Raw genomic sequence first — 19,682 nt, 5'->3', positions numbered from 1 at the left:
TTTTAACAATTTCCGAATAATCCGCTTCAGTTCATAAGTGTTTTCTATTTTTTAGTATATCCATTTATAAACTAAATATTGGCGAATGAAGACAAGGGGAGAGTCTGCCAAGGCAGCGCCGAAGGAGCAAGCATGTATGATGTGAATCTCTCAGGCAAAAGAACTCTTGTTGGACGCATCTCTGGAGAGTGTTTCTTTAATGGCTCAAATCGGAAACCGGCAATTGCCATCCCACTTTTTGAAGCTATTAGGGGGAAACCACCAAAGAAGAAAGCCTTCTATTAGTAGGTCAAACTTTCAGGTACATGGACAGAGGACTCATATATGGGTTCTTTGTCTTTTTTATTATGCCTATTTTCGTGAATTTTGGCACTATTCAATAAGTTGATGTTTAATCGTTTTTGGGTAGTAATCAACATTTTCGGGAAAAAGAGTATTAGTTTAAATGGATCATAAAAAAATAAGGGGGATTTTGTTATGTCGACACTTGAACGTACACCAGTATTTGAACTCTATAAGGAATACGGGGCAAAAACAATTGACTTCGGGGGATGGGAGCTACCAGTACAATTTTCGAGTATTAAAGAGGAACATGAGGCTGTAAGAAAGAGAGCGGGTTTATTCGATGTATCACATATGGGGGAAATTACAGTAAGAGGGAAGGATAGTCTACCATTTTTACAAAAAATGATGACGAATGATATCTCTCGTGTAAAGCCACAAGGGGCCATTTACACTGCCATGTGTGATGAAAAGGGCGGTACAGTAGATGATTTAATTATTTATATGCTTGATGAACAGGATTACCTATTAGTCGTCAATGCCGCAAATACCGAAAAAGATTTCCGGTGGTTATCGAAGCACCAAGAAGGTGAAGTAGAAATTCAAAATGCTTCGAATCAATGGGGACAATTGGCCTTACAAGGTCCTTTAGCTGAGCAGGTTTTACAAACTCTCGTGAAGGACATGAATCTAAAAGAAATTAAGTTCTTTAAGTTTAAACATAATGTCGACCTAAATGGATCAAAGGTGCTCCTTTCTCGTACAGGCTACACAGGAGAAGATGGATTTGAAATTTACTGCCGAAGTGAAGATGCACCAAAACTTTGGAAGGATATTTTAGAAGCTGGGAAGACTCAAGATGTTCTACCTTGTGGTTTGGGGGCACGGGATACTCTGCGGTTTGAAGCAGGTCTTCCGTTGTATGGGCAAGAGCTTTCTGCTGATATATCCCCACTTGAAGCAGGAATCGGTTTTGCTGTAAAGACCGAAAAAGAAGTAGACTTTATAGGGAAAAAAGCGTTAAAAGAGCAAAAAGAAAATGGTTTAGAGCGGAAGTTAGTAGGGATTGAAATGGTGGAAAGAGGGATTCCTCGACACGGCTATCCCGTTTTAAGTGAAGAAAAGGAAATTGGTTTTGTCACAACAGGGACACAGTCACCTACATTAAAGAAAAATATTGGGTTGGCCCTGGTTCAAGCTGAAAAAGCCCAATTAGAGAAAGAAATCCAAGTTGAAATCCGCAAAAAGCGGGTAACAGCCAAAATTATCCCAACACCATTTTATAAAAGATCTAAATAAGGGAAGAGATGAGGGGGATTCAAATGAAGCATCGTTATTTACCAATGACTGAAACAGATCAAAAAGAAATGTTAGATGCCATCGGAGTTTCTTCCGTTGAAGAGCTTTTTCAAGATATTCCGGAAGAAGTTCGTTTTAAGGGTGAGTATAATATCAAGCCTGCAAAATCGGAAGCTGCACTAAAAAAAGAGTTGGCTCAATTAGCTAGTAAAAATATCCATACAAAACAAGTACCGTCTTTTTTAGGAGCAGGGGTGTATGATCATTATATTCCATCCATTGTCGATCATGTCATTTCACGCTCAGAATTTTACACAGCTTATACTCCATACCAACCGGAAATTTCCCAAGGTGAGTTACAAGCTATTTTTGAATTTCAAACGATGATTTGTGAATTAACGGGAATGGATGTAGCCAATTCATCTATGTATGACGGTAGTACTGCATTAGCTGAAGCAGCGATGTTAAGTGCGGGTCAAACGAAGCGAAAAAAAGTACTAGTATCAAAAGCAGTCCATCCAGAATCACGTGCTATTTTAAATACGTATGCGAAAGGTCAAAATATTGAAATTCAAGAAGTTCCCCATTCTGAGGGTGTGACGGATTTATCGAAATTGAGTGAGATGATTGATGAGGATACTGCAGCTGTCATTATTCAATATCCAAACTTCTTTGGGCGAATTGAATCATTACAAGAGATTGAAAAAGTGATTCATGAAAAAAAATCATTGTTTGTTGTGTCCTCTAACCCATTAGCATTAGGCGCCTTAACACCACCAGGAAAACTCGGTGCAGATATTGTCATCGGCGATGCTCAGCCATTCGGGATTCCTGCATCATTTGGGGGGCCACATTGTGGATATTTCGCCGTCACTAAAAAGCTTATGAGGAAAGTCCCTGGCCGTCTTGTCGGTCAAACCGTAGATGAAAATGGAACTCGTGGGTTTGTGTTGACATTACAAGCGAGAGAACAGCATATTCGTCGAGATAAAGCAACTTCTAATATATGCTCAAATCAGGCATTAAACGCCTTAGCTGCAAGTGTTGCCATGACGGCTCTTGGAAAAAAAGGATTAAAAGAAATGTCCATTCAAAATATCCAAAAGGCTCATTATGCAAAGACGTTATTAAAGGCTCAAGGATTCGACATTGCTTTTGATGGTCCATCATTCAATGAATTTGTCGTTAAATTAGATAAGCCTGTAAGTGAAATCAATAAACAGTTACTAACTAAAGGGATGATTGGCGGTTATGACCTCGGTCGTGATGATGGTGATTTGGAACAACATATGTTAGTTGCTGTGACAGAACTGAGAACGAAAGAAGAAATTGACTTATTTGTTAAGGAATTGGGGGATGGCCATGAATAAGCAAGATCAACCTCTTATTTTTGAATTATCTAAAGAAGGTCGTATCGGACATAGTTTGCCAGAATTAGATATCGAGGAAATGGAGCTTTCATCCATTATTCCCGATGAATATATTCGAGAAGAAGAAGCAGAACTTCCTGAAGTCTCTGAACTTGATATTATTCGTCATTACACAGCGTTATCCAATCGCAACCATGGTGTCGATTCTGGATTTTACCCACTTGGCTCATGTACGATGAAATACAATCCAAAAGTGAACGAGGATGTTGTTCGATTTGAAGGGTTTTCATATGTTCATCCATACCAAGCGGAAGAAACGGTTCAAGGTTCACTTGAATTAATGTATGATCTCCAAGAACATTTAAAAGAAATTACTGGAATGGATGAAGTCACTTTACAACCAGCAGCGGGTGCGCAAGGGGAATGGACTGGTTTGATGATGATTCGCGCTTTCCATGAATCCAATGGCGATTTCCACCGTACGAAAGTCATCGTTCCTGACTCTGCTCATGGAACGAACCCTGCGTCTGCAACTGTAGCCGGATTTGAAACGGTCACAGTGAAATCCAATGAGAATGGCTTAGTTGATCTAGAAGATTTAAGACGGGTAGTTGGGGATGATATAGCAGCTTTAATGCTAACAAACCCAAATACATTAGGGCTTTTTGAAGAACATATTCTTGAGATGGCGGAGATTGTTCATGGTGCTGGAGGTAAATTATACTATGATGGAGCCAATTTAAATGCTGTTTTATCAAAAGTACGTCCTGGAGATATGGGATTTGACGTTGTCCATTTAAATCTTCACAAAACATTTACAGGCCCTCATGGTGGCGGTGGCCCTGGTTCTGGTCCTGTAGGCGTAAAAGCGGAGATCATTCCATTTTTACCAAAACCATTAATTGTGAAAAAAAATGAGCAATTTCAATTGGATTATGATCGTCCACAGTCGATCGGCCGAGTGAAAGCTTATTACGGAAACTTTGGAATTAATGTTCGTGCGTATACGTACATCCGTACAATGGGGCCAGATGGATTAAAGGCGGTTACTGAGAATGCCGTCATTAATGCGAACTATATGATGAGAAGATTAGCGCCATATTTTGAACTACCATTTGATCGTCATTGTAAGCATGAGTTTGTGTTGAGTGGTAAACGACAAAAGAAATTAGGTGTGCGCACTTTAGATATGGCGAAACGCCTGTTAGATTTCGGTTATCACCCACCTACTATTTATTTCCCATTAAATGTGGAAGAGGGAATGATGATCGAACCGACTGAAACAGAGTCGAAAGAGACATTAGACGCTTTTATCGATGCGATGATTCAAATTTCAAAAGAAGCGGAAGAAAATCCGGAAATTGTTCAAGAAGCTCCACATACAACGGTTGTTGGTCGTTTGGATGAAACGCTAGCAGCAAGAAAACCTGTATTAAAATATACGAAAGAATCGTAAACAATCAAGCCCCCTAGTGAAAGCAGTATATCACCATTAGGGGGCTTTTTTCACTTTTCTTCATATGAAACATCAAAAAATCAATCAGTATGACACCGATTGATTTTATAATGAACAAATAATATTCATATTTCAGTAGCTTGAAAACTTACTTTTACTAAATGAAATGTTTTTAGTTTTTTGTCTTAATTTTTCCAGACCATTTCTTAAAGCCGCCTTCTAATAAATATAAATCGCGATATCCTTTGCGATAAAGAGTTTGGGCTGCGCGGCCACTTCTCATGCTTGTTTGACAATATAAATAAACAGGTTTATCAGGACGAATTTCTTTCATTCGCATCTTCATTTGAGATAATGGAATATTTCGGGCTCCTAGGATATGTCCCGCATCAAATTCATTTGGTTCACGTACATCAATTAATTGGGCTTTACGGTATCCCGCTTTAAATTCTTCTTCGCTCAATGTTTTGACGATTTTTTTTTGATAAAAATACGTGAATAATGAATAAATAATAATTGCTCCTAAAATGAATGCAATGGTATACAGCAATGATATTGCCCCTTTCTACGGTTTTACACTATATTCTATTATAATCATCAATGGAAATAGAATCAAAAATTTTTTACGAATCATTGAGATTTTTCTACCTGAGTTTTTTGCTCATTTTTTAGTTAGGACAACTGCATTATTATTGGAATAATCAGAAATAAACCGATGTTCTTTGTTTTTCTTTCATCATTTGTTAGACTAGTAAAAGAAAAATATTAAAAGCGAGGTTTGCGCTTATGACGGATCAAGAAGTTTGGGGGTTTATTGACTATCAAGCTCATTCCCCATCGTTTAACATGGCTTTAGACGAGGCTTTATTGGATTGGCATAGTGAAGGAGTAATTCCTCCCGTTATCCGCTTCTATGGTTGGGATCCAGCTACCTTATCCATCGGTTATTTTCAAAAGGTAGAAAAGGAAATTGACTTAGATGCTGTAAAGAAACATCATCTTGGATTTGTACGCCGTCCGACTGGGGGAAGAGGCGTACTACATGAACATGAATTAACGTATAGTGTCATTGTGACAGAAGAGCATCCGAAAATGCCTTCGTCGGTAACAGAGGCCTATCGGGTGATTTCAGCTGGGATTTTAAAAGGGTTTCATCATTTAGGGCTTGATGCGTACTTTGCTGTGCCCCATACGGATGAAGAAAAAAGTAAGTTAAAGAATCCCCGTTCATCTGTTTGCTTTGATGCTCCAAGTTGGTATGAGTTAGTTGTCGAAGGGAGAAAAGTAGCAGGAAGCGCGCAAACACGCCAAAAGGGGATTATACTGCAGCATGGGTCTATTCTTTTAGACTTAGATGAAGAGAAGCTCTTTAGCCTATTTAAATATCGCAATGAGCGTGTGAAAGAGCGTATGCAAAAAGCGTTAAAATCAAAAGCGGTTGCGATCAACGACTTAAGCCCAACTAGGGTGACCATTGACATGGCAAGGAATGCTTTTAAACAAGGTTTTGAGGAAGGTTTAGGTATCGAATTAAAACCATATGAATTAACGGCAGATCAGCTTGCTTATGTAAATGATCTAGCAAAGAGACGGTATAAATCTACGGAGTGGAATTTTAAACGATAGAAAAGGAGAAAGCGATAATCTACTCGCTTTTTTCTTTTTGCTTTGGATGAAATACTTTGTTATGGCCTGTTACATAGTATTTGTATTCTACTTGCAACCTTGAAAATTTATTTATTCTTCCTGAAATTCAGCGTTTTAATAGAAAAAACAGTGATTTACTATCAAATCTAGCTTTTTCTTCTCTTGACAAAAAAGTCATTCTAAATCAATATATAGTAAGTGCAATAAAATGATATACACAATATATTGTGTATTTAGCGTCTATTGTCCTCATATATTGATATGCTAACTTAATAGATAAGAAAGAATGATTTTTTTGTTTAAGAAAAGGAGTTGTCAAAATGTCTGTTGCGTCAAAAAAAGGTATGACTTTGAATACGGAGAAATTAAATAAAGATATTCATCTTTTTCCACAGGTCCATCCTATTACCCCAGATATGAAACTTACACATAAAGGTGTTTCCCGTCTTGTAATGATTGATAGATATTCTTTTAAAGACACTGAAAAGCTTACTTTAACAGAGGGGGACTTCGTTGTTCTTACTGTCAAAGAGGATCCGAAATTTCCTGCAAGAGGCCTAGGATATATTAAAAAAATTGATTGGCAAAATAAAAAAGCAACTGTATGGATTGAAGAAGAATTTCGCAGTGCCATTGATGATCCACAAGAAGCGAAATCGGGTACTGTTTGTCGTTCGTTAGATGTCATTGAGAAGCCATTAGAGGTTTTTTATGAACAAATCGCCAAAAGAAATGCAACAGGATTAGCTTCTGTTGAAAAAACAGATGAAAAACGTCAAGAATGGTTTGAAAAGTTTTATGATGAACTCGTCAATCTTCGTTTTATACCTGCAGGGCGTGTATTATATGGGGCTGGGTCTGAAACAGATGTTACATACTTTAATTGCTACGTTATGCCGTTTGTACCCGACTCCCGCGAAGGAATTTCTGAACATCGAAAGCAAGTGATGGAAATTATGAGTCGTGGTGGAGGTGTAGGGACAAATGGTTCAACATTACGCCCACGAAATACATTGGCAAAAGGTGTAAACGGAAAATCATCAGGTTCTGTTTCATGGCTAGATGATATCGCAAAATTAACTCATCTCGTTGAACAAGGCGGTTCCCGTAGAGGGGCACAAATGATCATGTTAGCAGATTGGCATCCAGATATCGTCGAATTCATCGTATCTAAAATGCAAAATCCGAGAATTCTACGTTTCCTAATTGAAAATACAAAGGATGAGCGAATCAAAAAATCAGCGGAAGAAAAATTAAAATTTATTCCCCTTACGTTGCAAGAAGAAGTCATGTATCAAGGAATCGTAAATTATAAGGAAATTCCAGGATATGGTGGATTTAGCGAGGCGATTATTAAAGATGCCGAAGAAAAACTACGCACAGGTGGAACTTATTCAGTTCACAATCCTGAGTTTTTAACAGGTGCTAATATTTCCGTTTGCTTAACAAAAGATTTTATGCAAGCAGTTGAAAATAATAAAGAATATGAACTCCGTTTTCCAGCTGTAGAAACATATAATGAACAGGAAATGGATGTATACAACCAAGAATGGCATAAAGTTGGAGATGTCCGTGAATGGGAAAAGCTTGGACATAAGGTAAGAACGTATCGAAAAATCCAAGCCCGTGAACTTTGGAACCTTATTAATATTTGTGCAACTTATTCAGCAGAGCCGGGGATCTTCTTCATTGATAATGCGAATGAAATGACAAATGCAAAAGCATACGGACAGCAAGTAGTTGCAACAAATCCATGTGGGGAGCAACCTTTGGCTCCATACTCTGTTTGTAACTTAGCCGCAGTTAACTTGGCTGAAATGGCAGATAAAGAAACGAAAACAGTCAATTTTGAAAAGTTAAAGCGGACGGTCGAGGTTGGAGTTAGACTTCAAGATAATGTCATAGATGCAACTCCTTACTTTTTAGAAGAAAATAAAAAACAAGCTTTAAGTGAACGCCGGGTTGGCTTGGGCGTTATGGGGCTAGCTGATTTGCTTATTTACTGTGAAAAAGAATACGGATCTAAGGAAGGCAATCAATTAGTTGATCAATTATTTGAGACGATTGCGACGACTGCTTATAAGGCTTCGGTTGAATTAGCGAAAGAAAAGGGAAGTTTTCCATATTTAGTTGGAAAGACTGAAGAACAAACGAATAAACTTAGAAATGCGTTTATTCATACTGGATATATGAAAAAGATGCCAGAGGAAGTTCGTCAAGCTATTCTTGAACATGGCGTGCGCAATTCTCATTTACTGACAGTAGCTCCAACTGGATCGACTGGAACAATGGTGGGGGTTTCTACAGGGCTTGAGCCTTATTTTTCCTTCACTTATTATCGAAGTGGGCGCCTAGGTAAATTTATTGAGGTAAAGGCAGATATTGTTCAAGAATATTTACAGGCTCATCCAGAGGCAGATGCTGACCACTTACCACGTTGGTTTGTTACGGCAATGAATCTTGCACCAGAGGCCCATGCAGATGTTCAATGTGTCATCCAACGCTGGATCGATAGTTCAATCTCCAAAACGGTTAATGCGCCAAAAGGGTATGCTGTGGAGCAAGTTGAAAAAGTGTATGAACGATTATATAAGGGTGGAGCAAAAGGCGGAACTGTTTATGTTGATGGAAGCCGCGATTCTCAAGTATTAACATTAAAAGCGGAAGAAAATCGATTAGATGATTATGAGGAAGCAAAACAACAGACTGAAAAACAAAAGGTTGTTCTTGTTGATACAATACAAGATCTACGCTCAACAAACGTTACGATTGGAAATGAAGTAGGTAATACTTGTCCTGTCTGCCGAAAAGGAACGGTAGAAGAAGTGGGTGGCTGCAATACATGTACGAATTGTGGAGCCCAATTAAAATGTGGTCTTTAATTTAGAAAACAAGCCGAATTCGAGATTTATTCGAATTCGGCTTGTTTAATTGTTCAAGAATGGTTGAAGTGGCCCTATCTTCCACAATTCCACCTTGATTTTTGTTCTAATAGACAAACTAGCGTGATTACTATAGTAAAGGGGGAGTGAATAGAAGCGGAGGTGGGAATATGTTGATTGACGGTGTTTTTTCGGGTGGAGGTATTAAAGGTTTTGCATTAGTTGGCGCCTATCAAGAAATTGAGGAAAAAGGATATGTCTTTTCGCGATTAGCGGGTACAAGTGCAGGGTCTATTGTAGCAGCCTTTATAGCAGCTGGTTATAAATCAAAGGAAATTTATCAATTATTAGATGAATTAGACACGATGAAGCTTCTGGATTCAACTAGTCCAATTGATTTCGCTCTATTTAAATGGTTAGCAGTTTTTTGGAAGTTAGGTCTATATAAAGGAAATGCACTTGAAACATGGATCAATGAGAAATTGGCCTTAAAAGGAGTCGTCACATTTGCTGATCTACCGAATCAAACTTTACGTGTAGTTGCCTCTGATATCACTAGGGGCAGAATGCTGGTATTACCAGATGATTTAAAAAAATATGGGATTCATCCGAAACATTTCCCGGTAGCAAGAGCCATCCGAATGAGCTGTACCATCCCTTATTTTTTTCAACCTGTTAAATTAAAAGGCCAGGATGGTGTATCACTCATTGTGGATGGGGGAGTGTTAAGTAATTTTCCGATGTGGTTATTTGATCGTGATGGCAGAAGAACTAGGCCAGTACTTGGAATTAAATTAAGTCCCCATTATTCCGAATACCCGAAATATACGATTCACAATTCATTTCAATTATTCCATGCATTATTTCAAACGATGAAGGATGCACATGATGCTAGATATATTTCGAGGAAACATGAAAAAAATATTATTTTTATCAAAACAAATGGGACATCTGCAACCGAATTTGAATTAAATGATGAAAAAAAACACGCCCTAGTCGAAACAGGGCGTAAAGCGGCTCGAGAATTTTTAAAAAAATGGAGCTATTGAAGAGACATTTAGGAAGATGCACGGTTTTTCTTTTTGCCTTTTTTTCCTTCGATCACCGTCAAATGTGCATGGCTTCGTTTACGTAATGGTTTTCTTTTCTGCGAGCTCGTTGAATGATGGGAATGATGTTTCTTTTGCATTCGCTTTTTGGACTTACGTGCAGCTTTTAAAAATGCTTGTTGCTCTTTCTTATTCAGCTTCCCTTTCATCATGAATTGATATAAGGCGTAGATCAAACCTACGAAAACAACAAGAAAGAGAAATTGTTTTAATAAGTACTGAGGCTGGCTAACGAGTAGCGAAACGAAACCAATGACGGCAAACATAACGATAATCGAAACGAGTATTGTACGTCGATTCAAAAAAGCCACCTCCTATCAAGCATGATGATTATTTATCTTATGATTATTTTAGACGATATCTTCCTCATTTAACCGTCTTTCTTTACTTTTTTCCAACTTTAATAATTCATGGAAGGATGCGATGGCCACTTCCACTTGATCATCGCTCGGTTCTTTCGTTGTAATAAGTTGTAACCATAATCCAGGATACCCTAAGGCTTTTAAGACTGGGATATTACGTAGTTTGTTCGTAAACTGTAATACTTCAAATGAAATTCCCAGAACGACAGGAATGAGGGCGATCCGGTTTAATATTCTCACCCATAAAGGGTCTGTGGGTACAAGCAAATAAACAAAAACACCGACAATGACTGTAAATAAAATGAAGCTGCTGCCACAACGATAATGAAGTCTTGATTGTGACTGAACATTTTGAACCGTTAATTCTAACCCATTTTCAAAAGCATTAATCACCTTATGCTCTGCACCGTGATATTGAAATACTCGTTTGATCAATGGGGTTAAAGAGATGATAAAGATATAAGCAAGTAATAATAATAGTTTAAAAAAACCCTCAATTAATATCTGAGCCAAGTCACTTTGAAATAGTGGGCGAGTTAGTTCCGCTAGAAATACGGGAACGAGGGTGAAAACAAATTTTGAAAAAAGCAGGGATAGTACACCAACTGCTGCCACTCCGAGGATCAGTGTTAATTTAGATGTTTCTTCTGCACTTTCAATCTGGCCGTCTTCAGAAGGGTCAAGATCATATCGCTCAGATGAAAAATTAAGATGCTTTGTTCCAGTGCCTGCCGCTTCAAATATGGCGACAATTCCCCTTATAAAGGGAATTTTCTTCAATTTTTGAAGGCTAGGATTCGGTTGCCTTGGCAAATGATAGTAATCAATGGATTGATCTTTTCGCCTAATAGCTGTAACAGTATGGTGCTTACCCCCAAACATCACCCCCTCGATTACTGCTTGACCACCATAAATAGGCTGATTTTCTTTCATATCAAAACCTCTTTCGTCATTCTTTTTGCTTGATTATCGATCGAAAATAATTAAAAGAACCTCTAAATATTACCTATTGAAATGAGACAATTCCTTTACTCTCTTTTTGAAAAATGAATGCTTCTACTTATTGTACCAAAAATTACAGTATATAGGGAGGACGGAACTTTAACTTATTTTTGAATGCAATAGATTTTTGTCCATGGATATACTACAAAATGGAGGTGTTCTATATGAGCGAAAACGAGGGGAAATTAGAACAGAATCAATCTGAAGAACCCATGTCTTTTATTATGATGACGGTTGTAACTGGATTTGTTGGTGGAGTAATATGGAGTTTAGTGGCTTACTTTTTCTATATGTTTCAATTTACAAAGATTGAGCCCAATATCATATTAGAACCTTTTACTGTAGGTCATTGGAGAAATACATGGATTGGGATCATTTTATCCATTATCGTATATGGAATCGTTTCAATTGGGGCCGCACTTCTTTATTATGCTCTTTTAAGAAAAGTGAAATCGTGGTGGGCGGGTGCACTCTATGGAATTCTTTTGTTTCTAATTGTTTTCTTTATTTTAAATCCTATGTTTCCAAGCATGAAGTCATGGAAGGATACAGATTTTAATACGATTATGACATGTGTTTGTGTGTACATTTTGTATGGAGTATTTATCGGATATTCGATATCATTTGAAAATTCTGAAGTGGAACGCGCAAACCAAAATGAAGACTTGAACCGTTAACTTACATGTAAGTTCCCTAAACTGGTTGAAGCCCTTTCCATTTGAAAGAATCATGTTTCACTTTATAGGTAAGAAATTTATGGTAAAATATCCTTACTAAATCTTTTATGAAATCAAAGGTGAAAGAAATGACCAAAATATTAGTTTTAAATGGCCCAAACTTAAATAGGTTAGGGAAAAGGGAACCGGAGATTTATGGGACTGAGACATTGGAAATGTTGGAGAACCATTTAAGATCAAAGGGAAGTGAATTAGGAGTCGAAATAGAAGCCTTTCAATCGAATGTAGAAGGGGAATTAATCAACCGACTACATAAAGCAGCAGATGAACATGTTGATGGGATCATCTTCAATCCAGGGGCATTTACCCATTATAGCTATGCACTAAGGGATGCAATCGCTTCGATCTCTATACCTGTCATCGAAGTTCATATTTCAAATGTCCATAAAAGGGAAGAGTTCCGTCATCAATCTGTAATTGCTCCCGTTGCTTTCGGGCAAATTGTTGGATTAGGCCTACATGGCTATGAACTCGCTTTATTAGCATTAAATCAGTGGATAGAGGGGGAAAAGAAAAATGGGGAAAATTGATCAACTTCGTGAACAATTTCAGAAAAATGGAATCGATGGAATTTTTATTAATAGTCCTTATAATAGACGTTATATGTCAAATTTTACAGGCTCTTCGGGAGTTGTTCTTATTTCTTTTGATAAAGCATTATTTATTACAGATTTTCGATATACTGAACAAGCTTCAAAACAAGCTGAAGGATATGAAGTTATTCAACATTCAGGTCCAATTATTGAAGAAGTAGTGAAACAAGCAGAGAAATTAGGAATCAAAAAATTAGGATTTGAACAAGACTACATTACTTTCGGAGTGTATCAACAATATCAGAATATCTTCAAAGGGGAACTAGTTCCAGTTCAGAACCTAATTGAAAACTTGCGCTTGATTAAGAGTGAATCAGAGATTAAGATATTAAAGGAAGCTGCGAATATTGCGGATGCAGCATTCACACATATATTAGATTTTATTAAGCCTGGAATAAGTGAGCTTGATGTTTCTAATGAATTAGAGTTTTATATGAGAAAATGTGGAGCAACCTCATCTTCTTTCGACACAATTGTCGCATCAGGCTACCGTTCTGCCTTACCACACGGTGTCGCAAGTAAAAAGGTAATTGAAGCAGGTGATATGGTTACACTTGATTATGGAGCATACTATAATGGGTATGTTTCTGATATTACTAGAACGATTGCCGTTGGTGAGCCTTCAGAACAAATGAAAGATGTGTATAATATCGTACTTGAAGCACAATTACGTTCTGTCGATCAAATCAAACCCGGCTTAACTGGGAAGGAAGCCGATGCCATCGCCCGTGATTACATAAGTGAAAAAGGATATGGGGAGCAATTTGGTCACTCATTAGGGCATGGAATTGGACTCGAAGTGCATGAGGCACCGACTCTTTCTTTACGATCGGACAAAATTATGTTACAACCAGGAATGGCTGTAACCATTGAACCAGGAATTTATTTGCCGGGTACAGGTGGCGTCCGTATTGAGGACGATACCATCATAACCGAAAGTGGAAATGAGTTACTCACACATTCTACGAAAGAATTAATTATTTTGTAACGTTATAGGAGGAACCTTAATGATTTCAGTTAACGATTTTCGTACAGGTTTAACAATTGAAGTGGATGGTGGCATTTGGCGTGTAATGGATTTCCAACATGTTAAACCTGGAAAAGGAGCGGCATTTGTTCGTTCTAAATTACGTAATTTACGTACAGGAGCGATCCAAGAGAAAACATTCCGAGCTGGTGAAAAAGTCGGAAAGGCGCAAATCGATAACCGTAAAATGCAATATTTATACGCGAATGGTGATCAACATGTTTTCATGGATAATGAATCCTATGAACAAATTGAATTAAACGAAGCCGCAATTGAATATGAATTGAAATTTTTAAAAGAAAATATGGAAGTACATATTATGATGTACCAAGGAGAAACATTAGGTATTGAACTTCCAAACACAGTTGAGTTAAAAGTGACAGAAACTGAACCAGGAATTAAAGGTGACACCGCTTCTGGTGGTTCAAAACCAGCAAAAGTTGAAACAGGTCTAATTGTTCAAGTACCTTTCTTTGTGAATGAGGGGGACGTACTCATTGTCAATACTTCCGATGGGTCGTACGTCTCAAGAGCATAAAAAAACGATTTTTATTTGGAATCAAAGCTAGTAAAATTTAATCATCCCATTTCATTGGTGAAGCATCTGCTATCTTATTTAGCAGATGCTTTTTTGTACTCTATATAAAGATTAACCTTCTCTAAAGACCCCATATTTTCCCCTTTCAAAATGATCGCAAATTCAGTATAAAAAATTTTGTCATAAACAATTATTAATAGAATACATTGAATTAACGAGGGGCATGTACGAGGAGGAATGATGATGGAAACTTTTTATTCATATTTGCCTAAATCAATTGCTGAACAAATGATCCTTTTACCCTCTGTTATAAAGGAAAATATGGAGGAGATTAGAATGCGTATACTTCGCCCTCTAGAAGTTATTGCAAGGGGAAGGCCAACGTTTCTTCCATATACAGTTACAGAAGAAGATGGCGAACATTTTATTAATAAATTAAGTCATCACTCATTTTATACATTAGAAGAAGAGTTGAAGAGGGGGTACATCACCATTGAAGGGGGACATCGTGTTGGGTTAGCAGGGAAAGTAATTTTAGAGAATGGTCAGGTGAAAGGCCTTCGTCATCTCTCTTCTTATAATATTCGGGTTGCCCGTGAGAAAATCGGAATTAGTAAACCGCTTCTTCCTTATCTATTTGAGACAAGGTGGATGCATACGATGATTATCGGACCACCGCAAACAGGAAAGACGACATTATTACGCGACTTGGCTAGGCTTGTCTCAACCGGCGATGATGAAAGAAATATTCATTCACAAAAAGTAGGGATTGTTGATGAACGTTCAGAGATAGCGGGTTGTGTGAATGGAATTCCTCAGCTTACGTTTGGGCCAAGGATCGATGTTTTAGATGCTTGCCCAAAAGCAGAGGGGATGATGATGATGATCCGTTCCATGAGTCCAGATGTACTGGTCGTTGATGAAATTGGCCGTGAGGAAGATCGAAAAGCCATTATGGAAGCCGTTAATGCCGGAATCACCCTCATCATGACCACACATGGAGAATCATTATCAGAAATTAAAAAAAGACCATTATTGCAGGACATTGTCCAAGGTGGAATGATTGAAAGATATGTGGAACTTCATCGCCATGAAGGCTTGGAACCTACGGCCACCATACGAAATTCAAGCGGAGAATGTATACAGAATAAGGCGAGTGTCACCCTATGATGAAATTAGTAGGAGCAGCTATCATATTGATCACCACGACATGGATCGGTTTTGAATTGGCCAGACATTTAAGTGAGCGTTCAAAACAATTACGGTTATTAAAAAATGGTCTTCAAACATTAGAAGCGGAAATTATGTACGGTCACACACCACTTCATGAAGCATCCCGGAAAATTTCCAATCAACTTTCCGTTCCTATTTCGAGATTGTTCCATCAGTTTACTCATTATTTAACAACTACTGAAACTTCAGTGAAAGCGGCCTGGGATATGAGTTTGGTTGACATTAAACATCAAACAGCATTAAAAACAACAGACTTTGAAATTTTGCAACAATTTGGGGAAACTCTTGGCCGACATGATCGAATCACTCAACAAAAGCAAATTTTACTTGCACTTTCCTATCTGGAGAGAGAAGAGGAATATGCAAGGGAGAACCAACTTCGCTATGAAAAAATGATCAAAAGCTTAAGTTTTTTATCCGGGCTCCTATTGATTATATTGCTTTTGTAAAAATGGAGGGGAATGAAAATGGGGATTGAAGTGGATGTGATCTTTAAGATTGCTGGTGTTGGAATCGTCGTCGCTTTTTTACATACGATTCTTGATCAGGTGGGGAAGAAGGAGTATGCCCAATGGGTGACATTATTTGGTTTCATTTATATTCTTTTTATGGTAGCCTCAATCGTTGACGATTTATTCGAAAAAATTAAATCCGTTTTTTTATTCCATTGATTGGGAGGGATGAGCCATTGAAATTCTTCAAATCGCTGGAATTGCCATTATAACTGTTTTTCTAACCTTAATTTTAAAAGAACAAAAACCTAATTTTGCCTTTTTACTCGTCCTCTTTGTCGGTTGTGGAATCTTTTTATTTTTAATAGATAGAATATACGAAATTATCAAAATGATCAAAGGCATCGCAGAAAATGCCAATGTGAACATGATGTATGTTGAAACGATTTTGAAAATTATCGGGATTGCGTATATCGCTGAATTTGCTTCCCAAATTACGAAAGACGCGGGGCAGGGAGCATTGGCTGCAAAAGTAGAGTTAGCGGGGAAAATACTCATTTTAGCCATGGCGATCCCCATTTTAACCTTGTTAATTGAAACGGTTATTTCGATGATTCCATCTAAATAAGTAGCTTTTCGCTGATGGTGGTGAAAACAATGCAGCAAATATCACGATTAATGCTTTTGTTACTACTGTTTTGTATAGGGCCAGAAATTGTACAAGCAGAAGAGTTCTCAGCGAAGGAAAACAATCAGGATGATCAACTTGTGGAGCAACAACTTGATGATTTAGGAATTGAGGAATTAAAAGGATATTGGGAAGACATGATCGACCAATATGGTGGATATTTACCTGAGATGCAGAAGGGGTCTTTCATGGAACTAATGAAAGGCGAAAAGCAATTTTCAATGGAAGGTTGGGTAAAAGGAATCATTAAATTCGCCTTTCAAGAAATTGTTTTAAATGGAAAGCTCCTTGGAACCATCATGATGTTAACGATTTTTTGTATGTTTTTACAGTCATTGCAAAATGCATTTGAACAAGGAACGATTAGCAAAATTGCCTATGCGATAGTTTTTATTGTGTTAATTATTATGGCTTTAAATAGTTTTCACTCAGCGATGGAATATGCTGAAGATGCAATTGAACGAATGATCCATTTTATATTGGCACTAATCCCTTTTTTATTAGCATTAATTGCCACTTCAGGTGGATTTGTTTCAGCCACTTTCTTTCATCCAGTGATTATTTTTCTCATGAATACTAGTGGGATGATCGTTCAATATATTGTGTTGCCTTTGTTATTTTTAAGCACATTATTAAGTATTGTTAGTCAATTATCCGTTCATTATAAAGTAACCCAATTGGCCCAACTACTAAGAAATTGGAGCATCGGGATACTTGGAGCTTTTATGACCATTTTCCTAGGAGTTATATCGGTTCAAGGAACCTCCACAGCTGTTACGGATGGAGTTGCAATGAGAACAGCGAAATTTGTTACTGGGAACTTTGTGCCTGTCATCGGAAAAATGTTTACCGATGCAGCAGATACGGTTGTCAATGCATCGGTATTGCTAAAAAATACAGTTGGCATTGCAGGCGTAGCCATCTTATTGATTATGACAGCATTTCCCGCAATCAAGATTCTCATTATTGCTCTCATTTACAAATTTGCAGCTGCCATCCTACAACCTCTCGGGAGTGGTCCTATCATTAACTGTCTAGATACCATTAGCAAAAGTGTCATCTACATCTTCGCTTCACTTGCCATCGTTTCCATCATGTTTTTTCTATGTATCACCATTATTATTACAGCTGGAAATATCACGATGATGGTGCGGTAGGGGGGAGACCATGGAATTTATCACCACTTGGATTACGAATATTATCCTATTTATTCTTTTGGCTATTGTCGTTGAGATGCTGCTTCCTTCATCTAATTTTCAAAAGTATACCAAAATGGTCATTGGCCTCCTTCTCATTTTAGTGATTATGACCCCAATCTTAAAGCTAATTTCTGGGGACTTTCATCAACAACTTCAGTCTGTGATCAGCAAGGATATGGAGGGGAATAAAGTAGAAAATTTAGTAGAAATGAAGAAAAAAGAAATACAAGCATCTCAGCATGCATATATTTTAGAACAGATGGCTGTCCAATTAGAAAACGTAGCGGAAAAGGAGCTGATTCAGAAGTATCAAAATGAGATTGAAAAAATTGAAGTTGAAATGAAAGATACCCAAGGAAATTGGAATGATCAATTGACGATGATTCATGTTTACCTGAAAAAATCAGAGGGTGACAGTTCAATCCACTCCATCCATGAAGTAGATATTAATACAACGACACCGTTACCCCCAAAGATGAATGATCGAGAACAAGGAGAAGTTACATCATTTCTCTCAAAAATATGGGATGTAGAAAGTACAAAAATAGAACTTCACTTAGAAGGGGGGGCGGATCAAGATGGGTTCAAATCAAAGCCCGCTCAAAAAGCTTATTAATCATCTTAAACCTCCAAATGAGGAAAACAAAGATGATTATAAATCACCAAAGAAAACAAAATGGCTATTGATCGCTGGTCTTGTGGGAATTGCTTTTATGCTCATAAGTAATATGTGGACTGAAAAAAATCTATCGACACCTGCTGTTAAACAGGAAACGGAACAAATAGACGTGGAAACTTTTGGAGCAAAAAAAGAGCAGAAACCAAAATCCATTAAAGATTATGAAACAAAATATGAAAATCAGTTAAAAGAAGCATTAGATGAAATCGTCGGAGTAAATGATGTCACAGTCATTGTGAATGTAGAAGCAACTGAAAAGAAAATACTCGAAAAAAATACTACAACGCAAAAACAGGTCACGAAAGAGACAGATAAACAAGGTGGCGAAAGGGAGATAGAAGACCAAACAAAGGAAGAGCAACTCGTCATTATCCGAAAGGGTGAAAAGGAAAGCCCAATTGTGCTTGAAACGAGAAATCCAGAAATTAGAGGTGTTCTTGTAGTGGCTACTGGAGTTGACAATATACAAGTGAAGAAATGGGTAATTGAAGCTGTTACAAGGGTTTTAGATGTTCCAAGTCATCGTGTAGCAGTGATGCCTAAAAAAACGAAAGGGGAATAAAGAATGTTATTAAAAAAACAAACAGTATGGCTTTTGACAATGTTGAGTTTAGTGGTGGTGTTATCTGTTTACTATATTACATCTCCAAATCAACAAGGAACGGATCTAGCTGTTGACGAAAAGAAAAAAGAGGAGATTCAAACCCAAAGCAAAGAAAAGAATAAAACAGGGAATGTTGAAGTAATTACAGAAACCGCTGGTGATGAGGCATTTGAAGTATTACGTTTAGAATTACAAGATGAAAGAAACAAACTCCGGGAGGATTTAACTGAAAAAGTAGCATCAAAGGACTTATCAGCAAAAGAAAAAAATAAAGCATATGAACAAATGGAAACTCTAACAGAAATGGCGACAAAAGAAAACGTATTGGAAACATTGATTAAATCAAAAGGGTATAAAGATGCCCTGGTTAGAGCAGATGGAGAAAGTGTAAGAATTACAGTAAAGGCTGAGAAACATAGCCCAAGTGAAGCAAACGAAATTATTCGCTTAGTAGAAAATGAAATCGGTGAATATCAACCACTTTATGTTGAATTCCAACCAACAAAATAAAGTGAAGGACCTT

General features: G+C 37.5%; 21 protein-coding genes and 2 riboswitches. Of the genes, 18 read left to right on the top strand and 3 right to left on the bottom strand.

Going from position 1 to position 19,682, the window contains the following annotated elements:
• Positions 1 to 85: 85 nt before the first annotated feature.
• Positions 86 to 176: riboswitch (glycine riboswitch) on the top strand.
• A 3-nt stretch (positions 177 to 179) separates the two neighbouring features.
• Positions 180 to 315: riboswitch (glycine riboswitch) on the top strand.
• 162 nt (positions 316 to 477) lie between these two features.
• Genes gcvT through gcvPB form a run of 3 tightly spaced genes read left to right on the top strand, consistent with a single transcriptional unit; the run spans position 478 to position 4,407 of the window.
• Positions 478 to 1,581: a glycine cleavage system aminomethyltransferase GcvT gene (gene gcvT / locus J2S13_RS01195; RefSeq protein WP_307255845.1), complete on the top strand. Its 1,104-nt coding sequence runs from the start codon at positions 478 to 480 to the stop codon at positions 1,579 to 1,581.
• Between the two features lie 23 nt (positions 1,582 to 1,604).
• A complete protein-coding gene (gene gcvPA, locus J2S13_RS01190) occupies positions 1,605 to 2,951 on the top strand; it encodes an aminomethyl-transferring glycine dehydrogenase subunit GcvPA (RefSeq protein ID WP_307255844.1) in 1,347 nt (448 codons plus the stop codon).
• Complete coding sequence (gcvPB, locus tag J2S13_RS01185; RefSeq protein WP_307255843.1) at positions 2,944 to 4,407, top strand: aminomethyl-transferring glycine dehydrogenase subunit GcvPB; 1,464 nt, start codon at positions 2,944 to 2,946, stop codon at positions 4,405 to 4,407. The genes gcvPA and gcvPB overlap by 8 nt, the downstream gene beginning before the upstream one ends.
• Positions 4,408 to 4,579: 172 nt before the next feature.
• Here gcvPB and J2S13_RS01180 read toward each other — a convergent pair whose 3' ends face one another.
• Positions 4,580 to 4,963 (bottom strand): rhodanese-like domain-containing protein, encoded by a 384-nt coding sequence (locus J2S13_RS01180; protein ID WP_370873926.1) that lies wholly within the window; start codon positions 4,961 to 4,963, stop codon positions 4,580 to 4,582.
• Positions 4,964 to 5,193: 230 nt separating this feature from the next.
• Between J2S13_RS01180 and lipM the strand changes: the two genes are divergently transcribed.
• The 3 genes from lipM (at position 5,194) to J2S13_RS01165 (ending at position 9,985) form a co-directional block, all read left to right on the top strand.
• Positions 5,194 to 6,033: an octanoyltransferase LipM gene (lipM, locus tag J2S13_RS01175; protein ID WP_307255841.1), complete on the top strand. Its 840-nt coding sequence runs from the start codon at positions 5,194 to 5,196 to the stop codon at positions 6,031 to 6,033.
• A gap of 341 nt (positions 6,034 to 6,374) precedes the next feature.
• A complete protein-coding gene (locus tag J2S13_RS01170) occupies positions 6,375 to 8,936 on the top strand; it encodes a vitamin B12-dependent ribonucleotide reductase (protein WP_307255840.1) in 2,562 nt (853 codons plus the stop codon).
• 170 nt (positions 8,937 to 9,106) lie between these two features.
• On the top strand, positions 9,107 to 9,985 hold the full coding sequence (locus J2S13_RS01165) for a patatin-like phospholipase family protein (RefSeq protein ID WP_307255946.1): 879 nt from the start codon (positions 9,107 to 9,109) through the stop codon (positions 9,983 to 9,985).
• 8 nt (positions 9,986 to 9,993) lie between these two features.
• Here the strand turns inward: J2S13_RS01165 and J2S13_RS01160 are convergent, their stop codons facing one another.
• Together J2S13_RS01160 and J2S13_RS01155 are read right to left on the bottom strand one after the other, a co-directional pair.
• Complete coding sequence (locus J2S13_RS01160) at positions 9,994 to 10,347, bottom strand: SA1362 family protein (RefSeq protein WP_307255839.1); 354 nt, start codon at positions 10,345 to 10,347, stop codon at positions 9,994 to 9,996.
• Between the two features lie 48 nt (positions 10,348 to 10,395).
• Entirely contained in the window at positions 10,396 to 11,340 is a 945-nt protein-coding gene (locus J2S13_RS01155; protein ID WP_307255838.1) for a DUF1385 domain-containing protein, read from the bottom strand.
• Positions 11,341 to 11,573: 233 nt separating this feature from the next.
• Here J2S13_RS01155 and J2S13_RS01150 point away from each other — a divergent pair, with 233 nt between their 5' ends.
• From J2S13_RS01150 to J2S13_RS01095, 12 genes are all read left to right on the top strand, one after another.
• On the top strand, positions 11,574 to 12,086 hold the full coding sequence (locus tag J2S13_RS01150; protein WP_307255837.1) for a YqhR family membrane protein: 513 nt from the start codon (positions 11,574 to 11,576) through the stop codon (positions 12,084 to 12,086).
• A 128-nt stretch (positions 12,087 to 12,214) separates the two neighbouring features.
• Positions 12,215 to 12,676, top strand: coding sequence for a type II 3-dehydroquinate dehydratase (gene aroQ / locus J2S13_RS01145; RefSeq protein ID WP_307255836.1), 462 nt, complete (start codon positions 12,215 to 12,217; stop codon positions 12,674 to 12,676).
• On the top strand, positions 12,663 to 13,727 hold the full coding sequence (locus J2S13_RS01140; RefSeq protein ID WP_307255835.1) for a M24 family metallopeptidase: 1,065 nt from the start codon (positions 12,663 to 12,665) through the stop codon (positions 13,725 to 13,727). Before aroQ ends, J2S13_RS01140 begins: the two co-directional genes overlap by 14 nt.
• 19 nt (positions 13,728 to 13,746) lie before the next feature.
• Complete coding sequence (gene efp / locus J2S13_RS01135; RefSeq protein WP_307255834.1) at positions 13,747 to 14,304, top strand: elongation factor P; 558 nt, start codon at positions 13,747 to 13,749, stop codon at positions 14,302 to 14,304.
• Between the two features lie 243 nt (positions 14,305 to 14,547).
• Positions 14,548 to 15,474 carry a stage III sporulation protein AA gene (gene spoIIIAA / locus J2S13_RS01130; RefSeq protein ID WP_307255833.1) on the top strand — a complete coding sequence of 309 codons (927 nt, stop codon included), beginning with the start codon at positions 14,548 to 14,550 and terminating at the stop codon, positions 15,472 to 15,474.
• A complete protein-coding gene (gene spoIIIAB, locus J2S13_RS01125; protein WP_307255832.1) occupies positions 15,471 to 15,986 on the top strand; it encodes a stage III sporulation protein SpoIIIAB in 516 nt (171 codons plus the stop codon). Before spoIIIAA ends, spoIIIAB begins: the two co-directional genes overlap by 4 nt.
• Before the next feature lie 18 nt (positions 15,987 to 16,004).
• Positions 16,005 to 16,208, top strand: a complete 204-nt coding sequence (gene spoIIIAC / locus J2S13_RS01120; protein WP_307255831.1) for a stage III sporulation protein AC — start codon at positions 16,005 to 16,007, stop codon at positions 16,206 to 16,208.
• A 22-nt stretch (positions 16,209 to 16,230) separates the two neighbouring features.
• The gene (gene spoIIIAD / locus J2S13_RS01115) at positions 16,231 to 16,617 is read left to right on the top strand and encodes a stage III sporulation protein AD (RefSeq protein ID WP_307255944.1); all 387 of its coding nucleotides are present in this window, start codon (positions 16,231 to 16,233) and stop codon (positions 16,615 to 16,617) included.
• Positions 16,618 to 16,646: 29 nt separating this feature from the next.
• Entirely contained in the window at positions 16,647 to 17,834 is a 1,188-nt protein-coding gene (gene spoIIIAE / locus J2S13_RS01110) for a stage III sporulation protein AE (protein ID WP_307255829.1), read from the top strand.
• A 10-nt stretch (positions 17,835 to 17,844) separates the two neighbouring features.
• A complete protein-coding gene (gene spoIIIAF / locus J2S13_RS01105; protein ID WP_307255828.1) occupies positions 17,845 to 18,492 on the top strand; it encodes a stage III sporulation protein AF in 648 nt (215 codons plus the stop codon).
• Positions 18,455 to 19,117 (top strand): stage III sporulation protein AG, encoded by a 663-nt coding sequence (spoIIIAG, locus tag J2S13_RS01100; RefSeq protein ID WP_307255827.1) that lies wholly within the window; start codon positions 18,455 to 18,457, stop codon positions 19,115 to 19,117. The genes spoIIIAF and spoIIIAG overlap by 38 nt, the downstream gene beginning before the upstream one ends.
• A gap of 3 nt (positions 19,118 to 19,120) precedes the next feature.
• Positions 19,121 to 19,669 carry a SpoIIIAH-like family protein gene (locus J2S13_RS01095; protein ID WP_307255826.1) on the top strand — a complete coding sequence of 183 codons (549 nt, stop codon included), beginning with the start codon at positions 19,121 to 19,123 and terminating at the stop codon, positions 19,667 to 19,669.
• Positions 19,670 to 19,682: the final 13 nt, after the last annotated feature.

The sequence above is a fragment of the Oikeobacillus pervagus genome (assembly GCF_030813365.1).
GTDB classification, from domain to species: domain Bacteria; phylum Bacillota; class Bacilli; order Bacillales; family DSM-23947; genus Oikeobacillus; species Oikeobacillus pervagus.
Note: the sequence above shows the minus strand (reverse complement) of the source record. Positions and strands in the feature narration are given on the sequence as shown.

Bases quoted from the DNA above. Each gene is read 5' to 3' on its own strand.
- spoIIIAG (WP_307255827.1), top strand. From the start codon at position 18,455: ATGGGTTCAAATCAAAGCCCGCTCAAAAAGCTTATTAATCATCTTAAA.
- J2S13_RS01170 (WP_307255840.1), top strand. From the start codon at position 6,375: ATGTCTGTTGCGTCAAAAAAAGGTATGACTTTGAATACGGAGAAATTA.
- efp (WP_307255834.1), top strand. From the start codon at position 13,747: ATGATTTCAGTTAACGATTTTCGTACAGGTTTAACAATTGAAGTGGAT.
- J2S13_RS01095 (WP_307255826.1), top strand. From the start codon at position 19,121: ATGTTATTAAAAAAACAAACAGTATGGCTTTTGACAATGTTGAGTTTA.
- spoIIIAA (WP_307255833.1), top strand. From the start codon at position 14,548: ATGGAAACTTTTTATTCATATTTGCCTAAATCAATTGCTGAACAAATG.
- lipM (WP_307255841.1), top strand. From the start codon at position 5,194: ATGACGGATCAAGAAGTTTGGGGGTTTATTGACTATCAAGCTCATTCC.
- aroQ (WP_307255836.1), top strand. From the start codon at position 12,215: ATGACCAAAATATTAGTTTTAAATGGCCCAAACTTAAATAGGTTAGGG.
- J2S13_RS01140 (WP_307255835.1), top strand. From the start codon at position 12,663: ATGGGGAAAATTGATCAACTTCGTGAACAATTTCAGAAAAATGGAATC.
- J2S13_RS01155 (WP_307255838.1), bottom strand. From the start codon at position 11,340: ATGAAAGAAAATCAGCCTATTTATGGTGGTCAAGCAGTAATCGAGGGG.
- gcvPB (WP_307255843.1), top strand. From the start codon at position 2,944: ATGAATAAGCAAGATCAACCTCTTATTTTTGAATTATCTAAAGAAGGT.
- gcvT (WP_307255845.1), top strand. From the start codon at position 478: ATGTCGACACTTGAACGTACACCAGTATTTGAACTCTATAAGGAATAC.
- spoIIIAB (WP_307255832.1), top strand. From the start codon at position 15,471: ATGATGAAATTAGTAGGAGCAGCTATCATATTGATCACCACGACATGG.
- J2S13_RS01150 (WP_307255837.1), top strand. From the start codon at position 11,574: ATGAGCGAAAACGAGGGGAAATTAGAACAGAATCAATCTGAAGAACCC.
- spoIIIAE (WP_307255829.1), top strand. From the start codon at position 16,647: ATGCAGCAAATATCACGATTAATGCTTTTGTTACTACTGTTTTGTATA.
- gcvPA (WP_307255844.1), top strand. From the start codon at position 1,605: ATGAAGCATCGTTATTTACCAATGACTGAAACAGATCAAAAAGAAATG.
- spoIIIAF (WP_307255828.1), top strand. From the start codon at position 17,845: ATGGAATTTATCACCACTTGGATTACGAATATTATCCTATTTATTCTT.
- J2S13_RS01165 (WP_307255946.1), top strand. From the start codon at position 9,107: ATGTTGATTGACGGTGTTTTTTCGGGTGGAGGTATTAAAGGTTTTGCA.
- spoIIIAC (WP_307255831.1), top strand. From the start codon at position 16,005: ATGGGGATTGAAGTGGATGTGATCTTTAAGATTGCTGGTGTTGGAATC.